An 18,146-nucleotide genomic window follows, 5' to 3' on the forward strand; every position below is an offset into this window, starting at 1 on the left:
GATCATCCTTTCAGGCTTCTGCATACTGGCTGAGGTAGTCCCAGCGATCCATCTTCTCATCAATTGTTTGCTCAGTCTTAGTCAATTCTTTTTGCAAATCAGCTAATTTGCCGTAATCACTAGCATTTTCAGCCATTGCAGCTTCAATTTCACCTTTATGGGTATCAAGTTGCTCAATGATCCCTTCAATCTTGTCATATTCCAGTTGCTCTGCGTAGGTTAGCTTAACCTTTACTTTTTTAGTTGTTGGGGTCGGAGCCTCATCTGCTGACGATTGATCAACAGTCTTGGTCGCAGACTTACTGATCGGTTTATTGACGTCCTTTTGATCCTTTAAATAGCTGGAGAAGCGACCAGAATAACGTTCGATCTGCCCCTGACCATCAAAGATCAAGAGTTTCGTCCCAACTTTGTCCAAGAAATAGCGGTCATGGGAAACGGTGATGACGGTCCCCACAAAGTTATCGAGATAATTTTCCAACACCGTCAGCGTCCCGATATCTAAATCATTGGTTGGTTCATCCAACAATAGTACATTGGGTTGTTGCATTAACAATTTCAGTAAATACAAGCGGCGTTGCTCGCCTCCTGATAGCTTACGAATCAAGGTTCCATGCATCGAACGCGGAAATAGAAACTCTTCTAGTAATTCAGTCACTGAAACATGCTCACCTTGTTTGTTGAGAACCGTTTCACCAACCTCTTGTAAGTAATTGATAATCCGCTTATCACCCGGAATCGGCTCAGTCTGTTGTGTATAATAAGCCAGCTTGACCGTTTCACCAATCGTTACCGTCCCACTATCAAGTGGTAGCCGGCCCGCAATCACGTTTAATAAACTAGATTTACCGGCACCATTAATTCCCGTAATCCCAATACGATCATTGGCCTGAATCAACATTGAAAAATGATCGAGGATCGTTTGCCGTTCAAACTGCAAGCTGGCGTCCTTCAGCTCAATGACCTTCTTGCCCAAGCGTTGTTGGCCTAGCGAAATATCAACGTCACTGTCAACTTGAAGCGTATTTAAATTATCCTTTAAATCGTTGAATCGATTAATCCGGCCCTGCTGTTTCGTACTACGCGCAGGCGCGCCCGCCCGCATCCAGGCCAGCTCCTTTTTATACAGCTGCTGTTGCTTATGTTCAGCCAGGACGTCACGTGCGACCCGTTCTGCCTTAGCCTGAACAAAGTCTTGGTAATTGCCAGTATACTTATGCAGCTCACCAAACGACAATTCAAACATCTGGTTAGCGACTTGGTCTAAGAAGTACCGATCATGAGTGACCACAATTAACGCACCTTTGTAACTGGCCAAATAGCTTTCCAACCATTCAATCGAATCAAAATCAAGGTGGTTGGTTGGTTCATCTAATAATAATAAGTCCGGTGACTGAATCAGAACTTGAGCTAGACCAACCCGCTTTTGCTGGCCCCCGGACATCTGCTTGACCGTTTGTGTCAGATCCGTAATGTGTAGTTGCGTCAAAATTGTTTTAACGTCACTTTCCGCCGTCCACGCATCTTCCTGGTTCATCTGGTCTTCAGCTGCTACGTAAGCCTTTTGGGTTGCCGGATCTTCTGGCCGATCAGCATACGCTGCGAGTGTCTGCTCATAGTGGCGAATTGTCCGAAAGACTTGCTGACTACCAGCTAGAACGGCATCAATGACCGTCAGATTCTGATCAAGTTCTGGTTTTTGTTTTAAATAACCAATCGTATAGTTTTTCGGCATCACCAGTTGTCCGGCTTCAGGTGCCGTAATCCCAGCTAATACGTCTAATAAATTCGTTTTCCCGGACCCATTAACGCCAATGACACCAATCCGGTCATGTTCATTCACAATAAACGAAATATCATGAAATAACGTCTTCTCACCATAAGTTCGGGTCAGATTTTCTGCTCTTAAAGTTTGCATTCTTGCGATCCACCCTTTTTTTACATCATTAAGTTCTATCTTAGCTAGAATCGACCTAAAACACAACTGACAAACGCGCAAATCAAAGTTAATATTTCTTAATGATCACGGTCTAATTTCCAAATGCGTTTATAAAAAAACTCCTGGCGCCCATTTAGGCGCCAAGAGTTTTATTACGAACTAATTTTTATGATCACCATAAACGTCAAAAACAGTCCGTTCGTCGTCAACCACTAAGTGCAGCTTACCTTCAGCGGTTAACGAACTAGTCTGATAAATATTGTCGATGCCATCAGCATCTCGTGGCTTAAATGGCAAATAAATTTGCTCGCTGCCCCGCTCATCACCGAATAAAATATCAATTTTTTCAATATCTTGATAGTGGGTGACCCGTTCGAACATCCCACTGGTTACGGATGATAGCTGTGTCGTTTCGGGATCGATAGCATCTGCATCTGGTGTAAATTCAGCTTTAAATGACTTGCAAGGGTGAATGATGGTCATATGACCACCCTTAATCCGACCATAACTAGTCGTTACCCGGCCAATCCATAGGTCCGAGATATCTTGATGATGAACTGTCCAAGTGTCACCATTCCGAAAATGAAATTTCAATGCTTCTAATGCTCGTTCCATTTAAATCACCTCATTGAATTAGTTTCACCTTTATCGTAACAGATTCATAGAAAATATCAATGGTTTTTTGAATCCGCTACCATCCCTGCAAAATCAAGCAAATCATCCTGTTGATTGGCAACTTGTTTGGTAATCACGGCCTGTAGACAAGCCGTTAAGATTTGTCCCATCATCGGTCCGGGCGTCACTAACTTCGCTTTCACTAAGTCGCCACCATTAATTGCCAGTTCATGCTTATCGTGAATCGGTAAATCAGCATAGGCCCGTGCCAATTCCGTCTGATCCTGGCCAAAGCCTAGAATGGTTGCCACCTGATTAGCTGTTGTCAGCGCGTCTAAGCCCGTGTAAAAGTTCTCTTGAGCAGTTAGCCGACCCGCACGTTTTAACGCGGCTACGGCCTTAACAGCTGTCGTAACGTGACTAATCAACTCATTACTGGTCCTCCACATCTTTAACAAATGCCGAACTGCAGCTTCATCCGTCAATCGCATCGTCCAACTGAGCAAGGTCCAAGTACTCTCAATACTCGTCAAATGCCAAGTCGGTAAGGCCATTAATTGACGTAACAGTCCTTCTTGATCAGCCATTGCTGGCATATAACGATATAACCCAGTGGTCAACAGGCCCGTCAAGCCAGCGATTGGGTGTTGGCCCATCAATAATTTTTCCCACTCGACTCGCGTCCGTTCTACGGCAATCTTCGTCAGTAAAGTCGCATTATCGGCAATCGCTTGTTCAGTCTGTGGTTCAATAGTAAAGCCTAACTGGCTCGCAAACCGAACCGCCCGCATCATCCGCAACGCATCTTCATGGAAACGCGCCTCGGCTATCCCGACGGCACGCAAGACCCCTTGCTCTAAATCTGCTAAGCCATCGAATAAATCGATCACTTTACCATTAGCCGTCATTGCTAAGGCGTTGATCGTAAAATCACGACGTTTAAGATCATCTTGCAACGACCGCACGAACGTTACCTGATCAGGCCGCCGAAAATCTTGGTAGCCAGACTCAGTTCGAAACGTCGTCGTTTCGTAGCCATTACCGTGGTCTAAGATCATCACCGTACCGTGCTCGATACCTGTATCAACCGTTCGTTTGAATAATTGTTTGACTTCAGCTGGAAACGCACTGGTGGCAATGTCCACATCGTGCAATGGTTTACCCAAGATCGTATCGCGAACACACCCACCAACAAAGTACGCTTCATAGCCCGCCGCCTCAATCGTATCAAGAATCGGCTTGGCTGCTTGAAACTCAGCTGGTAACTGCGTCAAGATCATAGTAAATGCTCCAAACCAACGAAGAGTTCATGATACTGGTTCACTTTTTCAACCGCCACTTTTACCCCAGTCATAAATGAGATCCGGTCAAATGAGTCTTGGCGAATCGTTAGGCCTTCACCAGGGCCACCAAACATGACTTCTTCGTGCGCCACTAACCCAGGTAACCGCACAGCGTGGATCCGCATGCCTTCATATTCAGCACCACGTGCCCCTGGTAAGGTTTCAGTTGCGTCAGGATTGCCTTGTTGTTTAGGCTGCCGCACTTCAGCAATCTTCTTAGCCGTACTAATGGCGGTCCCACTTGGCGAATCGATTTTATCGTCATGATGCATTTCGATAATTTCAACGTCAGGGAAGTACTTAGCTGCTTGTTGCGCAAATTGCATGAGCAAAACAGCACTGATACCGAAATTAGGCGCAATTAACCCACCAACTTGCTTGTCCTTAGCTAATGCTTGCAAATCAGCAACTTGTTCATCGGTCATCCCGGTTGTCCCAATGACGGGTGAGATGCCATGGTTAAGTGCAAACTTAGCATTTTCATAAACAGCCGTTGGAATGGTAAAGTCAATCCATACCGTGGCATCCGTCTTAATTTGGTCTAAATCATGAAAGGCTGGAACGTCTTGATCCTTGAACCGATCATCCTCGTTCAAATTCTGTTCACTACTGCGAGCATCGTAAACACCCACCAATTCAAAATCAGGATTATCAATAACCATTTGAGCAGCCGTGCTACCCATCCGACCTTTGTAGCCGGCAACAATTACTTTTACCACAATAAATTCCTCCTCAAGATTAAGCTAATTAGCACAATGCGTGTTACCTTATATTTTAGCAGACAATCGCCAAATTAGGCAGGAGAATCCTCACTGATTTCAGACAAGCTTCGACTTCCGGTCACAATTCGCTTAGAAAGCGTCGTGGCTGATGTCTATGTTACCGCCACAGCCGTGATTAATAGTCGTTTAATTGCCAAAAAGTGTTGGACTCAAAGCGATAATAACGCTAAGTCCAACACTTTTCTAAATAAGATGCAACCAGCAATCAAGCAGGTCTCAGACCGCTATCACTATCAGATCAACGTTTCAATTGCAGCCAACACGCCATCATGATTATTATCATAAGGTGTGAGGTACGTTGCCATCTGCTTGACTGGCATAATCGCATTTTGCATCGCATAACTATAATCAGCTTCACGCAACATTTCTAAATCGTTGCCATTATCACCAAAAGCCGCTGTTTGGCTAGCGGTCACTTGCCAATGCGACTGCAAGTAGGCTAGTCCAGAGGCCTTATTGACGTGGGGTGGAATGACATCTAAGCCATTCCCCCCGCTGACTGTCGCTCGCAAGCGGCCGGCAAATTGCTGGTTGATCAGATCCGCATGCGCATTGGCATCCGTATCCTGCCAACTAAAAGTGGCCTTATAGATATGGTCATCAATCGTTGATAATGATGGTACCACCTGCAACCGGCTCAAATAATAGCGCATAATCGGACTATCATCTTGTGGCCGAATGTAAGCGGCCTGTTTTCCTGAAATGGAGATTTCCGCACCAGCTAACGCGGGTTCGTTTGCCACATAGGTTAATAATTCCTGATACAACGTCGGCTCAATCAAGCTTTCAGCCAAGACGTTACCGTGATTATCAATGACGAGACCGCCATTCTCGGCGACATACGTCAGTTCGCCCCTGATGCCCTCAAAAACGTCAATACAGTGTTGTAACTGATTGCCGCTAGCCACAACAAAGTGCTGGCCTTGTGCATTCATCTGGTCTAACTGGGCCTGAAATCGGCCATGATCAAACTGATGATCATCTCTTAAAAAGGTTCCGTCTAAATCGGTGGCAATAATCGCTACTTTCACAATGATAGGCTCCTTACTTAGATTTACTCTAAGTTTATTCTACCAAAGATGAAAGTGTTTTCAACTAGTAACCCTGATCTTCGTAATCTTCTAGCATTGCCACCATCTCACCATCATCGGGTTCAATCATCAGGTAATTGCGCAGCGCAGCAACTGTATCATCAGTCAAACCCGCTTCCCGGAAGAAGTAAATCGCCGGTTTAAGGAAATCCTTATTATGCTCAAAGAACGGGTACGCTGCCTCATAATTATCTTTTGCGGCCTGGAAGTGATCCAATCGATCGTTAGAGATGGCTAAGTTCCAATAAAACTGCGGGTCAAACTCATCGCTCCGTAGATACTGATCCAACAATTCAATATTATCTTGATAACGTTCCCGCTGTACTAACAAATTGGAAAGCTCCAGCACAGTGGTTAGATTATCAGGATCGATACTCAACCCTTCACGCAAATATTTTTCAGCTAGCTCCTGATCGTCTAATTTCAAGGCCAAGCGCGCCGTTTGCAAGTACAATTGTTCATTGTACTGATCAACGGCTAACCCTTCTTGAAGCGTCAATAACGCCTGATCTAGCTGGTGCAATTGCTCTTGTGCCTGAGCCAAGTATGGATATAAGGAAGCATACTGGTCATCTTGTTCCCGCAACTTATTAAAAATATCAACTGCTTTTTGTGGTTCCTTCAATTGCAAGTAAGTGAACCCTAATTCAAACTGACTGTCCGGTGTTAATTTAGCTGGCTTGATCTGTTCTAAATAGCCTACTGCTTGTTCGAAGCGTCCCGACTCCGCGTAAGCAACGCCTAGTCGTTCAACTAAATTAACCTTAGAAAGCTCTACTTGCCCTTGCTTGATCAAATCCAAGTAGAAGCGCGTCGCTTGACCATAGTTGCGAATCAAGAAATAAAACTCAGCTAGCGCAAACTCAACAATTGGTTCATCTGGTGCCAATTGATAGGCTTCTTTCAGCTTTTGTTCACTAACTTCAAATAATTCCTGCGTCTGATATAAATCTGCTTCAACAAGTAACGCTTGGACATAGGCCGGTGAATCTGGTTGGACTTGTTGTAAGTAGTTTAGCGCCAAATCCGTGTCATCTTCATCAATCGCAATATCCGCGAGGCTTGTTCGCAAGTCATCTTCATCCGGATACTTTGCCAATAACTTCTTATAGACCCGCTCTGCCTGCTTCAAAAAGCCGAGACCGTATAACTCCTCAGCCAAACTATACAGTGTCTCATCATCATCTTTACGTAAGGCCCACGCAAAGTGTTTTTTGGCCGTATCAATTTGCCCGTTTGATAGTGCCGCGAGCATTTTTTCTGAATAACTCATTACACCCATCCTTTAAACCACCAAGTACCACTTCATTCAGACTTTGCGGTTACATTATTTATTTAACGGACCGCTTACCGCTTTCTTTACGAATCACGGCACCGGTTGTTCCGTCGCTTGACCTGACAGTCTATCATACCGCAGACGACAGCAAAAAAGCCAGTATAACGGTCGCTATACTGACTTTCATGTTTGCATTTCATTAACTGATATGCATTATTTAACTGCGTCCTTTAAAGCTTTCCCTGGCTTAAATGCAGGTACTTTGCTTGCAGGAATTTGGATTTCGTCACCAGTTTGTGGGTTACGGCCCTTACGAGCAGCACGTTCACGTACTTCAAAGTTACCAAATCCGATCAGTTGAACTTTTTCACCCTTTGCAAGAGTGTCTTGGATTGATGCAAAGACTGCGTCAACTGCAGCAGTTGCGTCTTTCTTCGTTAAGTTAGTTGCCGCAGCAACGTTGTTAACTAATTCAGCTTTGTTTGCCATGTTTGATTCACCTCCCCGTTACAGAGTGAAGGATCGCCGTGCTTTTTAACATCGTTGATCCAGATGATCATTTTTGAGTGGTCCAAAAATGAGAGAAACGATAACAAGCATCATTTCTTCATCAAAGATAGCATAGGAATGCCGTAATAGCAAGCTTTTTTAGCCTTTTTGACGAAAAATGCGCAAAAAGATGATAATCGTTTACATCAATCTGGAATTGTGCTAAAATGCCGATTTTACGCGCTTTTGCTTACTTACGTCGGCGTTCGATCATATGGATCGGCGTTCCGGTAAAATCAAACGCGTTCCGAATCTGGTTCTCTAAGAACCGTTCGTATGAAAAGTGCATCATATCAGGATCATTAACGAAGACCACGAAGGTCGGCGGCTGAATGGCCACTTGCGTCGCATAATAGACCCGTAGCCGCTTACCATTATCACTAGGTGTTGGATTCATGGCGATGGCATCCATGATCACATCATTCAAGACTGAGGATTGAATCCGCCGCATATGGTTCGTATTGACCTTCTTGATCAGCGCCGGTAGTTGTTCCAATCGCTGGTTCGTTTTGGCTGAAACAAAGATAATGGGCGCATAACTCAAGTAAACAAACTGATCGCGAATATAAGCTTCGAACTCTTGCATAGTATGATTATCTTTCTTAACAAGATCCCACTTATTGACCACGATGATAATGCCCTTACCGGCTTCGTGAGCATAGCCAGCTACCCGCTTGTCCTGCTCGCGAATGCCTTCTTCACCGTTAATAACGAAGAGCGCCACGTCACTATTATCGATCGCTTTAAGGGCCCGCATCACACTATAACGTTCAGTATTTTCGTAGACTTTTCCCTTTTTACGAATTCCGGCCGTATCGACCATCACGAATCGATCGCCGTCTTGATCCGTAAACTTGGTGTCAATCGCATCCCGCGTCGTCCCAGCCACGTCAGAAACAATCACCCGGTCTTCACCTAGCAAGGCATTAACGATTGATGATTTACCAACGTTCGGCCGACCAATCAAACTAAAGCGGATCGTTCCAGGTTCCTCGTCACCACTTTTTTCAGGGAAGTTTTTGATGACCGCGTCCAACAAATCCCCGAGTCCCAGTCCATGGGCCCCTGAAAGCGGATATGGATCGCCAAAGCCGAGTGAGTAAAAGTCATAGACCTCACTGCGTAATTCAGGATTATCAACTTTATTGACCGCTAACACGACCGGCTTATTCGACCGGTACAAGATTTGCGCAACGTGTTCATCAGCGTCAGTAACGCCTTCCTTAATACTAACTAAATAGATAATGACGTCGGCTTCATCAATAGCGACTTCGGCTTGCTGTGTAATTTGCTTAATAAACGGGGCGTCTTCAATATCAATCCCCCCGGTATCAATTAAACTAAATTCCTGACCAAGCCACTCACTATTGGCATAAATCCGGTCACGGGTGACCCCCGGTGTATCTTCAACGATTGAGATTCGATCACCAGCAATCCGATTGAAAATTGTGGATTTACCAACGTTTGGTCGCCCAACAATGGCGACAACTGGTTTTGCCATGTTTAATTCCTCCTTTGCCCTCGTAGCGTCAGGTTCCTGCTACGAGTCTCAAATTAATTGGTAACACCAACTAATCTGTTCCTAAAAAAATATCCTTCAAGGCAAGCTTGAAGGGTATTTTTAATCAATCAATGATTAGTTTTCATCATTGTTGCTTTCAGCATTCTTCAATTCGTCACCGATCAAATCACCTAAAGTGAAACCAGTTGATTCTTCAGGAGCATTAGCCGTTGAACGTTCGCTAGCAGTCCGGTTATCCCGGTTGTTGTTACGACGACGGTTGTTATTGCTCCGACGTTCTGGTTGACTTTCGTTATCATCGTCAGCAGTTTGTGGCTTTTCTTCCAAAGCTTTAATTGATAAAGCTAACCGCTTTTCGTCTGGACGAACATCCAAGACTTTGACTTTGATTTCTTGACCAACTTTTAAGACATCGTTTGGTGTTGCAATGTGTTGGTGTGAGATTTGTGAAATATGAACTAACCCTTCGACACCAGGGAAGACTTCCACAAAGGCACCAAAGCTCGTCAAACGCTTAACTTTACCATCAAGTACGGCACCTTGTGGGGCTTTTTCTTCAATACCATCCCAAGGTTCTGGTAAAGTAGCTTTGATTGATAATGAAACACGTTCGCGGTCAGCATCAACGGATAAAATCTTCACCGTAACTTCTTGACCGACCTTCAATACATCAGCAGGCTTCTCAACCCGGTCGTATGAAATTTCTGAAACGTGAACCAAACCATCAATACCACCGAGGTCAACAAAGGCACCGAAGTTCGTCAAACGAGCAACTTTACCTTCAACGACATCACCAGCTTGCAAGGTCTTCAAAGCTTCTTCACGTTGTGCTTCGCGTTGTTTTTCAACAACGGCACGATGTGATAAGATCAAACGGTTTTCGCTAGGTTCGATTTCAATAATCTTAAGTTCAAGTTCTTGGCCTTTGTAGGCGTTTAAGTCTTCAACATAATGATCATCAATCATTGAGGCAGGGATGAAGCCACGAACACCAGCGTCAACGACTAACCCGCCCTTAACAACTTGCGTTACCGGAGCTTTAATCGTATGACCTGCTTCGTATTCTTTTTCAACATCGTCCCAAACTTTGCGAGCTTCTAACCGACGATGTGACAGTAAATAACTGCCGTTTTCCTTGTCGCTGCCAATCCGAGAAATGACAACCAAGTCTAACACATCACCGACTTTAGCGGCTTCGTTGACATCGTCAACCCGTTGTGTTGAGAGTTCCTTCAAAGGAACGACCCCTTCAACACCGGTACCTTGGATACCAACAATTACTTGTTTGTCGTCGTCGATTGCTAAGACTTCACCCTTAACAACGTCACCGACGTTTACTTCTTCAACGCTATTTAAAGCGTCTAAAAGTTCATTTTTCTCTTGGCTGTTTTCGTTTTCACTCATGCAAATTTCCTCCTGTCAACAATAACTCTAACCTATATCATAGCTGAAAACGCAATGAAAAGCTAGCTAAAAGCATTAAGTTAATACAATTAGATTGTTGAACTTTGTTTTTTTGTAATAATTTCCGCAATGGCGGCCACAACTTCGTCAATTGACATTGGCGTCGTATCAACGAGCGTGGCGTCTGTTGCCTGTGTTAATGGTGACACTTTACGCGTTGAATCTTTATGATCACGTAATTCAATCTCAGCCTGTAACTGAGCTAAGGGTGTGTCGATGCCCTTCTTGATATTTTCGGCGTACCGGCGCTTAGCACGTTCCGCCGCCGAAGCTACTAAAAAGATCTTAACTTCGGCCTTGGGTAGCACCGTGGTACCAATATCACGACCGTCCATCACAATCCCACCGGCAGTTGCCATTTCACGCTGTTGATCCGTTAAAATCGTGCGTACTTGCGGTAATGCTGCAATCGTTGAGACGTTATTCGTAACGTCTGGTTGACGAATTGCCGCCGTGATGTCTTCCTGGTTAGCAAAGACGAGTTGATCTGGTTCTCCAGGCTTGAAACTAATCTTGAGCGTTTGCATCGCTGTAACGACGGCTGCTTCATCCGCCAGATCAACGTGTTGTTGCATCGCCCAATACGTCACTGCTCGGTACATCGCACCCGTATCAACATAAATATAGCCAAACCGTTTTGCAACTAGTTTGGCTACGGTACTCTTGCCAGCTGAAGCCGGACCATCGATGGCCACCTGTAATGCTTGCTTAGCCATTAACTAACCCCTCACAATCTGCAAAAATCGTGTATTAACGGACACGTAACCGTTGACCAGCTGAAATCGTTGCCCCAGATGATAAACCATTTAGCTCTAACAATTTATCCACTGAAATTCCAGCATTCGTAGCGACCCGGTAGACCCCTTGACCGGCTTCTACCGTGACGTACTTGGCGCTTGAAGATGATTCTGAGGAGCTACTGCTGCTAGTACTGCTACTGTCTTCAGTACTCGCACTTGCTTTTGAACTAGCAGCGGCTGAACTAGCCGCCTTGGAACTGGCTGCTTTAGAGCTAGCCAATGCCAAGCTACTGCTCTTGGCAGCAGCTTTTTTCGACGATGCGGCCGCTTTTTTCTTGCTAGCAGCAACCGAAGACTTGCTGTCAGCAACACTGGCCGATGACTTTTTCGAGCTCGAACTAGCAACTTGTTCGGTCTGTTGCGGATTATTAAGCGAATTCTTTTTCACCAAAAAATAGCCAATTGGCGCCAAAGCAAGCAACAAAATCAAGACCACTAAAACGGTCGTTAATGTTGAGTTGCTACTGTCTTGTTTTCGTTTTTGAGTTCGCGATAAGTTGCCCGAGTCATCCCGATCGTCTTCAAAAGTTTTGTCCCACGGCTTATCCGCTTGGGATTTGTCATTCTCATTTTTTTGACTCATAGGGTGTTCCTCCTCAAAAAACTTTCAATCAATATTGTAACATAACCCTGAATTGATTTCTTTAAGAATTTAGTAAAAACAATTGAGCTAAGCGTTGCTCCCACGATATTGTTGGTGTCGTCGTAACTGCTCTGACCGCCGTCAACCCTAATGCGGTCAGTGGCAGTGGTTCACCAGCAAGTTGACAACATTGTGCCGTATGTGGAACTGCGGACTCATCAAAATAAGCTAACATCACAGCTCGATGACAAGTTGTTGTTTGCACATAGACCATCAAAGCCCGCAGTTCACGTTCCTTCGCAACTTGCCGATCAGCAAAAATCGTTGCAACCATCGCTGGTGTCGCCCCCTGCTGCCAGTACGATTGCAAGACCGTACTACGGTCATCGACCGGGGGTTGTTTCGCTTGATAACGTGCATAATCTTGCTGGATCTCGTTAGGCGTGGCAGCCGTCAATTCGTTCAGATTACGCACAAGATTCTCATCCCCTGGTGCATAGAGCATGATGGCCATCGCCTGGTGACCATCCCGGCCCGCGCGACCAATCTCCTGAACATAATCAGCTAAAGTCGTTGGCAAATGATAGTGAATCACTAAGCGAATATCCGCTTTATTAATCCCCATCCCAAACGCCGACGTTGCACAGATAACATCCAATTGCCCCGCCATGAATTGCTGTTGGATTTTAAAGCGGTCATCAGCCGCTAAGCCCGCATGATAAGCAGCCACTCGTAAGGTTGTCGTTGTCCGCAACCATTCAGCAATTAAGTCAGTTTGCCGTTTGGAAGTAAAATAGACGATTGCTGGCCCGCGAGTGCTCGTCACTAAATGTTGTAAGGTAGCCCGTTTGCTAGCTTCATCGTTAACTTGTTCAACCGCCAAATAAATATTAGGACGGTTAACCGAATATAAGACTTGCTGCGCGCTAGGAACAGCTAGTTGTGTCACAATATCTTGCCGGACTTGCCGTGTTGCCGTTGCGGTTAACATTAGTGTTCGCGGTGAGCCTAATTGCTGGCGAATGTGGCCGAGACGTCGATAATCCGGGCGAAAATCCGGGCCCCAAGTTGAAATGCAGTGCGCCTCATCGATGACTAACAGTGCTAATGGCACTTGCATCAGTGCTGCTTGAATCACATCTTGACCTAACATTTCTGGTGAAACAAATAAGAATTTTATTTGTGCCAAATGATTCAGTAACCGCTGACGAGCACCATAGTCTAACTGTGATGTTAGGGCCGCGACTTGTTTTTCGCCCTGATAGTTCAAACGGGCCACCTGATCTTGCATCAACGAGATAAGTGGTGACACTACCACAACAAGTCCCGGCAACGCAGCCCCGACTAGTTGATAAATCAGCGATTTGCCAGTCCCCGTTGACAATACGGCCAAAACATCTTGGCCCGCTAACAATTTCTGGATAACCGTTAATTGACCAGGCCGAAATTCGTTAAAGCCATACTTTGTTTTTAATAACTGATATAACTCATCCTCTGACATGGTGACACCTCATAATTTGAAATAGCCGGAACTCAAAAAAATCTAAGGTAGGCATTGCAACTTGTGCATCTTGAAACGACCAGTTCGCAATATCGGGGCGATTGACAAAAATAGTGGTCAACTGCTGCATCAAAGTGCTACTTAGCACCGACTCAAACGGAAACTGGGGTAACCAGATTGCAACTTCTAGCAAGTGCTCCCGAACCGTACTTAATTTCAAGCGCCTCGTCTGTGCAATTGTTGCCAGTTGGTTAGTCTTGACAAAAGCTTGATACGTCTGCCAGGCACTTTTACTGATCGCGCTAGATTGCTTTAAAGGTGCCAATAGATTCCACAATGGATCGGTTGTTTGATGTTGTTGCAGCCAATTGATCCATTGACAAATAGCATCCGTCCGCATCAAGCCGGTTTCGAGCGGCTGACGGCCTAATTGTTCGGCTAATTGTTCATTAGTAAGGCCTGGTTCTTGATAACCCGTTAAGCCTTGGACAAACACTGTCGGCAAATCTGGTACCGACAGGCTCGTTAAGAAAGCCGTCAGCGCTGCATGAACTTGGCCACCAAGCTCCGACTTCGGTTGTTGTCGTAACCAGCGCTTGACCTGTGCTTGGATGCCCGGATCAGTCGTCACCGGATAGTAATGACGATCATGATGAACTAATTCAGAAACTACTTGCAGTGCTAGCTGACTAATAGCCATAAAGCGACGAACGTCCGTCGTTTGAAACGCCTGGAAAGCTTGAGGTAAGTATAACGTTTGTCGCAATTTTGCTTGGCGCTGCTCACCAGCCGGCGTTAATTGCCAACATCCCGTTGCCGTACTGACTAATTGCCCATTTTCTTCTAGGACAGCAGTCGCTGCCATGAAGTCTTCTAAGGGGACACCGTGCCAGCTGTCAAGTAGTTCTAAACACCCTGCTGTCAACCCGGCAAAAAGTGTTGAGACCGTGCGGCGACCACGCAACACATTGAACAACCCCTTTGCCCGTCGCGGTGTCGGACTGAATAACAATAGAACGTAGTCTGTAAACACGGTGAGTCCTCCCTCCAAGTATTTTGTTGATACTTTTATTTAAACGATCACCGGATATTTTTCAAAGTCATGGATGCCCAGCTAATAGCTACTAGCAAAGGATAAATTAAGCCGCTCAGTCACTAGCTTCCAAGCATTTCTAGTAAGATAAAAAACCTTTCAATGCATCCTGTATCAGCCATTACCAAGTACGCATTTAAAAACTAGTTGCGATAAAGGCTGGGCCCATGATTGATCAACACTACGCGTATTTAAGAATATCACGATGGCGACCAATAAAAAAGGCAGTCACCTTGCAGTTACGCAATTAGTGACCACCCCAATTATTTTGATTAAATTCGGCTCATAAGTTGATTATGGTTGCCTAACCATTTAGCTAGCCGTTGATAGACCAGCCAGAAGACGTTACCGACTAACAGTCCCTTGATTAGATTGAACGGAATCACAGCCACTAGCACAACCGTATTCAACGACATGCTGAGCTTCATCCCCATCACCTGCAAGTAGAATGGCAAGACGAACGTCAAGTTGGCTAACGATTCAATGACCACTAGACCAATTGTCGCCACCGCAATTGCCACGGGCATTCGCCACTTAGGATTACCACGATAATAACGCAGCACTAGCGCAAAGGCTAAGATCAGCACTGCCGTTCCCAGAAAACTAGCTAGGGAACCGATTAAATCATAGATGGCAAACCCCATCATCGCTGAATGAAGCAGCAACTTGATAATGGTGATGACGAACGCACCCCCCACACCAAAAAGAAACAGACCAATTAGAATCGGAATATCCGAAAAATCAATCTTCATCCATGGCGCAATCGGTAAAATCGGAAACTCCACTAACATTAAAATATACGCAATGGCACCGAGTAAGGCTATGCCCACTAGTCGGTGTAACGTTGTATGTTGCATAACGCACCCTCCTATGGGTCATCTTCAATGAACCGCATTACCAGTTGTTCAAACAAAAAAAGTCCACCCAATCACACTAACTGTCATCCGGGCGGACTTACTTGCAACGCTTGGCAAATAAGCTCGATCTTCTTTATACCAGACTTTACTGTCGACTTTGGAATTACACCAAATCACTATGCAGCCGCATAGGTCGCGGGTTATTACCGCCGGTCGGGAATTACACCCTGCCCTGAAGATGAACCAATATTTATTTTTACAAATTCATTTTAACGGCTTTCGTCCAAAAATGCAAGCGCTATCGTTCACCTTTTAACTTACTAATTTCAATTGGCTTCAATTTTCGGTACTCCCCAGGTTGTAAACTCTGCAAGTCGAGGACCCCATAACGTTCACGCTTTAACTTAGTCACTGGATGACCAACCGCCGCTAACATTTTCTTTACTTGGTGGTTATGGCCTTCGTGAATTGTTAATTGGACTAGCGCATTATTTTTCTTATGATCACTATCTAACAGATTCGACTTGGCCGGTGCCGTTTTACGGCCATCGATTTCAACCCCTAAGCGTAATTGCTTGAGATCAGCATTCGTTGGCACCCCTTCGACTTTAGCCAAATAAGTCTTCTTGACTTCGTACTTTGGATGAGTTAACCGATTTGCTAAGGCGCCGTCATTAGTCATGATCAATAAACCTGATGTATCATAGTCTAACCGCCCCACTGGGTAGATTCGTTCAGACACATCTTCAAAAAAGTCCAGCACCGTCTTACGGCCTTTTTCATCATGAACCGTCGTCACGACCCCCCGTGGCTTATAAAATAAATAATACACGAGTTTTTCCGCATTCAACGGCACGCCATCTACTTCGACACGGTCACTAGGTTCAACTTTGACACCAAGCGTGGTGACAGTCGTCCCATTAACCTTAACATGGCCAGACGTAATCAACACTTCTGACTTACGCCGCGAAGCAATTCCTGCTTCCGCCATCACTTTTTGTAATCGTTCTGCCATTATTTATCCTCACGTTCTGCTTGTAATTTATCTTGAAATGCATTTAAAAAGAGGTCCGTCTCCGGCGCCGGATGTTCAGCGTCACTTAACGCGGCCAAATCAATCGTTGGTAAATCATCCAAAGATTTTAGCCCAAAGTAATCCAAAAATAGCTCCGTTGTGCCATATAGGATTGGTCGTCCCGGTTCATTCAAGCGCCCCGTCTCAGTCACCAACTGCCGCAAAACGAGTTTTTGAATCGTTGAGCCACTATGCACACCGCGAATCTCATCAATCTCAATTCGCGTCAATGGCTGCCGATACGCAATAATGGCTAACACTTCCAACGAAGCTTGTGACAGACTGGTCGTTAAGGGAGCCTCAAAGTACCGTTTTAATACTGAGGCCACCTCAGACTTGGTCGCTAATCGGTAAGTATTCGCCGTCGATAAGATCATTAACGCACTGTCTGCGTCTTGCTGATACTTCGTAGCCAGTTGTGTCAGCATCGTCGTAATCGCCGGTTTGGCAAATCCCGTGGCGTGCTCAATCTCAGCAACTGTGATGCCTTCATCACCCGCCACAAATAATAATCCTTCAATTTGTTCAATGTTCGTCATGCTGTTCATCCTGTCGTAAATATAAATGAATCGGACTCAGCGGCGCAGCTTGTTGCAAGGCCAACTGATCCTGCTTGGTTAATTCTAACACAGCCATAAAGGTTGTCACTAACATTTCATCGCTAGCACTGACCGTAAACAGCTCAGCAAAGTCTAAGCCCTGTGGTTGCTGCTGCAGCTGTGTGGTAATTTGCGTCATTCGTTCATCAATGTTAATCGTTTCCGCTACGACCGTTTTCGTTAATGTCCGTACCCGTCGCCGTTTAGCCACCAGTTGCCGAAACGCCGCTTGCAAGTCATCCAACGTGATCCCCGCGGTAAGCTTGGGCGCACTTAAATCGGCCGGCACGAGCATCGCTTCGCGCGTAAAATGTTGGTGCCGGGCCTGTTCCTTAGTCCGTAACTCGCCAGCAGCTTCTTGATAAACTTTATAGGCTAATAATTCAGCAACAAGTGAATCACGGGGATCCTCTTCGTCATTGCCGTCATCAACATCATCTGGTTCGGGCTGTGGTAACAAGAAACGACTTTTGATCGTCATCAAAGTCGCCGCCATGACCAAATAGTCGCCAGCAATGTCCAATTTCAACGCTCGCATGGAATGCAAGTAGTCCAAATACTGTTGGGTAATCGCCGCGATTGGAATATCATAAATATCCATCTTATTTTGTCGAATAAGGTGCAGTAACAAATCCAAAGGTCCCTCAAATTCTGAAATTTTAATGGTGATTGGTTGTTGATTGTTTGTCACGATTACGCTCCCACGCACCAATGATTGGCGCCATTTCTAAAGTTCCCATGACCCGTTGGTTCGGATACAACGCAGCGAGCTCATCTAACATTTGATATTGATTGGCCGCCGTTCGTTCCTCAGGTGATAATGAGTCATGATGTAGCAAGATAAAGTCGCTGCCAACTTCAATGCCAATAATACCGCAAAAGTCACCGTCACCTTGACGCCATAACAATAACTGATGGTCATCAGTTGACTGGTACCACGTCATCTCAGTTTGTAAATGCGCTAAATCTTTAAAATCAGGGATAAATGATAGTAGCCCCATCGCCACTTTCTCATAATCCTTACGATATTTAACGAGCACAGTATCGCCTCCCTTGC

At 45.2% G+C, this 18,146-nt stretch carries 18 protein-coding genes and 1 riboswitch; all 18 genes read right to left on the minus strand.

Annotation, left to right across the window (positions count from 1 at the left end; all coding sequences use genetic code 11):
• Positions 1-10 precede the first annotated feature (10 nt).
• Entirely contained in the window at positions 11-1,918 is a 1,908-nt protein-coding gene (locus tag LP667_RS07765) for an ABC-F family ATP-binding cassette domain-containing protein (protein WP_021731589.1), read from the minus strand.
• A 180-nt stretch (positions 1,919-2,098) separates the two neighbouring features.
• Positions 2,099-2,554 (minus strand): hypothetical protein, encoded by a 456-nt coding sequence (locus LP667_RS07770; RefSeq protein WP_021731590.1) that lies wholly within the window; start codon positions 2,552-2,554, stop codon positions 2,099-2,101.
• A 56-nt stretch (positions 2,555-2,610) separates the two neighbouring features.
• Positions 2,611-3,834 carry a CCA tRNA nucleotidyltransferase gene (locus tag LP667_RS07775; protein ID WP_021731591.1) on the minus strand — a complete coding sequence of 408 codons (1,224 nt, stop codon included), beginning with the start codon at positions 3,832-3,834 and terminating at the stop codon, positions 2,611-2,613.
• Complete coding sequence (gene dapB / locus LP667_RS07780) at positions 3,831-4,616, minus strand: 4-hydroxy-tetrahydrodipicolinate reductase (RefSeq protein WP_021731592.1); 786 nt, start codon at positions 4,614-4,616, stop codon at positions 3,831-3,833. The genes LP667_RS07775 and dapB overlap by 4 nt, the downstream gene beginning before the upstream one ends.
• Before the next feature lie 296 nt (positions 4,617-4,912).
• Positions 4,913-5,710, minus strand: coding sequence for a Cof-type HAD-IIB family hydrolase (locus LP667_RS07790; protein WP_021731594.1), 798 nt, complete (start codon positions 5,708-5,710; stop codon positions 4,913-4,915).
• A gap of 64 nt (positions 5,711-5,774) precedes the next feature.
• Positions 5,775-7,043 carry a tetratricopeptide repeat protein gene (locus LP667_RS07795; RefSeq protein ID WP_033609467.1) on the minus strand — a complete coding sequence of 423 codons (1,269 nt, stop codon included), beginning with the start codon at positions 7,041-7,043 and terminating at the stop codon, positions 5,775-5,777.
• Positions 7,044-7,259: 216 nt separating this feature from the next.
• Positions 7,260-7,535 carry an HU family DNA-binding protein gene (locus LP667_RS07800; protein ID WP_003640587.1) on the minus strand — a complete coding sequence of 92 codons (276 nt, stop codon included), beginning with the start codon at positions 7,533-7,535 and terminating at the stop codon, positions 7,260-7,262.
• A 250-nt stretch (positions 7,536-7,785) separates the two neighbouring features.
• Positions 7,786-9,096 (minus strand): ribosome biogenesis GTPase Der, encoded by a 1,311-nt coding sequence (der, locus tag LP667_RS07810; protein WP_021731596.1) that lies wholly within the window; start codon positions 9,094-9,096, stop codon positions 7,786-7,788.
• A gap of 135 nt (positions 9,097-9,231) precedes the next feature.
• Positions 9,232-10,521, minus strand: a complete 1,290-nt coding sequence (gene rpsA / locus LP667_RS07815) for a 30S ribosomal protein S1 (protein WP_021731597.1) — start codon at positions 10,519-10,521, stop codon at positions 9,232-9,234.
• Between the two features lie 89 nt (positions 10,522-10,610).
• On the minus strand, positions 10,611-11,297 hold the full coding sequence (cmk, locus tag LP667_RS07820) for a (d)CMP kinase (RefSeq protein WP_021731598.1): 687 nt from the start codon (positions 11,295-11,297) through the stop codon (positions 10,611-10,613).
• A 34-nt stretch (positions 11,298-11,331) separates the two neighbouring features.
• Positions 11,332-11,964 (minus strand): LysM peptidoglycan-binding domain-containing protein, encoded by a 633-nt coding sequence (locus tag LP667_RS07825; RefSeq protein ID WP_021731599.1) that lies wholly within the window; start codon positions 11,962-11,964, stop codon positions 11,332-11,334.
• 61 nt (positions 11,965-12,025) lie between these two features.
• Complete coding sequence (locus tag LP667_RS07830) at positions 12,026-13,465, minus strand: RecQ family ATP-dependent DNA helicase (protein ID WP_021731600.1); 1,440 nt, start codon at positions 13,463-13,465, stop codon at positions 12,026-12,028.
• Positions 13,452-14,498, minus strand: coding sequence for a YpbB family protein (locus LP667_RS07835; RefSeq protein ID WP_021731601.1), 1,047 nt, complete (start codon positions 14,496-14,498; stop codon positions 13,452-13,454). Before LP667_RS07835 ends, LP667_RS07830 begins: the two co-directional genes overlap by 14 nt.
• A 332-nt stretch (positions 14,499-14,830) precedes the next feature.
• Positions 14,831-15,415, minus strand: coding sequence for an ECF transporter S component (locus LP667_RS07840; RefSeq protein WP_021731602.1), 585 nt, complete (start codon positions 15,413-15,415; stop codon positions 14,831-14,833).
• Between the two features lie 122 nt (positions 15,416-15,537).
• A riboswitch (FMN riboswitch) is annotated at positions 15,538-15,659 on the minus strand.
• A 54-nt stretch (positions 15,660-15,713) separates the two neighbouring features.
• Positions 15,714-16,430, minus strand: a complete 717-nt coding sequence (locus tag LP667_RS07845; RefSeq protein WP_021731604.1) for a pseudouridine synthase — start codon at positions 16,428-16,430, stop codon at positions 15,714-15,716.
• Positions 16,430-17,029, minus strand: a complete 600-nt coding sequence (gene scpB / locus LP667_RS07850; protein ID WP_021731605.1) for an SMC-Scp complex subunit ScpB — start codon at positions 17,027-17,029, stop codon at positions 16,430-16,432. The genes LP667_RS07845 and scpB overlap by 1 nt, the downstream gene beginning before the upstream one ends.
• Entirely contained in the window at positions 17,016-17,783 is a 768-nt protein-coding gene (locus LP667_RS07855) for a segregation and condensation protein A (RefSeq protein ID WP_080235676.1), read from the minus strand. The genes scpB and LP667_RS07855 overlap by 14 nt, the downstream gene beginning before the upstream one ends.
• Positions 17,749-18,129 carry a hypothetical protein gene (locus LP667_RS07860; protein ID WP_021731607.1) on the minus strand — a complete coding sequence of 127 codons (381 nt, stop codon included), beginning with the start codon at positions 18,127-18,129 and terminating at the stop codon, positions 17,749-17,751. Before LP667_RS07860 ends, LP667_RS07855 begins: the two co-directional genes overlap by 35 nt.
• Positions 18,130-18,146: the final 17 nt, after the last annotated feature.

Origin of the sequence: Lactiplantibacillus paraplantarum, assembly GCF_003641145.1 — a bacterium.
Taxonomy (GTDB): domain Bacteria; phylum Bacillota; class Bacilli; order Lactobacillales; family Lactobacillaceae; genus Lactiplantibacillus; species Lactiplantibacillus paraplantarum.

Bases quoted from the DNA above. Each gene is read 5' to 3' on its own strand.
- rpsA (WP_021731597.1), bottom strand. From the start codon at position 10,521: ATGAGTGAAAACGAAAACAGCCAAGAGAAAAATGAACTTTTAGACGCT.
- LP667_RS07830 (WP_021731600.1), bottom strand. From the start codon at position 13,465: ATGTCAGAGGATGAGTTATATCAGTTATTAAAAACAAAGTATGGCTTT.
- cmk (WP_021731598.1), bottom strand. From the start codon at position 11,297: ATGGCTAAGCAAGCATTACAGGTGGCCATCGATGGTCCGGCTTCAGCT.
- LP667_RS07765 (WP_021731589.1), bottom strand. From the start codon at position 1,918: ATGCAAACTTTAAGAGCAGAAAATCTGACCCGAACTTATGGTGAGAAG.
- LP667_RS07770 (WP_021731590.1), bottom strand. From the start codon at position 2,554: ATGGAACGAGCATTAGAAGCATTGAAATTTCATTTTCGGAATGGTGAC.
- scpB (WP_021731605.1), bottom strand. From the start codon at position 17,029: ATGACGAACATTGAACAAATTGAAGGATTATTATTTGTGGCGGGTGAT.
- LP667_RS07795 (WP_033609467.1), bottom strand. From the start codon at position 7,043: ATGAGTTATTCAGAAAAAATGCTCGCGGCACTATCAAACGGGCAAATT.
- LP667_RS07800 (WP_003640587.1), bottom strand. From the start codon at position 7,535: ATGGCAAACAAAGCTGAATTAGTTAACAACGTTGCTGCGGCAACTAAC.
- der (WP_021731596.1), bottom strand. From the start codon at position 9,096: ATGGCAAAACCAGTTGTCGCCATTGTTGGGCGACCAAACGTTGGTAAA.
- LP667_RS07840 (WP_021731602.1), bottom strand. From the start codon at position 15,415: ATGCAACATACAACGTTACACCGACTAGTGGGCATAGCCTTACTCGGT.
- LP667_RS07825 (WP_021731599.1), bottom strand. From the start codon at position 11,964: ATGAGTCAAAAAAATGAGAATGACAAATCCCAAGCGGATAAGCCGTGG.
- LP667_RS07845 (WP_021731604.1), bottom strand. From the start codon at position 16,430: ATGGCAGAACGATTACAAAAAGTGATGGCGGAAGCAGGAATTGCTTCG.
- LP667_RS07775 (WP_021731591.1), bottom strand. From the start codon at position 3,834: ATGATCTTGACGCAGTTACCAGCTGAGTTTCAAGCAGCCAAGCCGATT.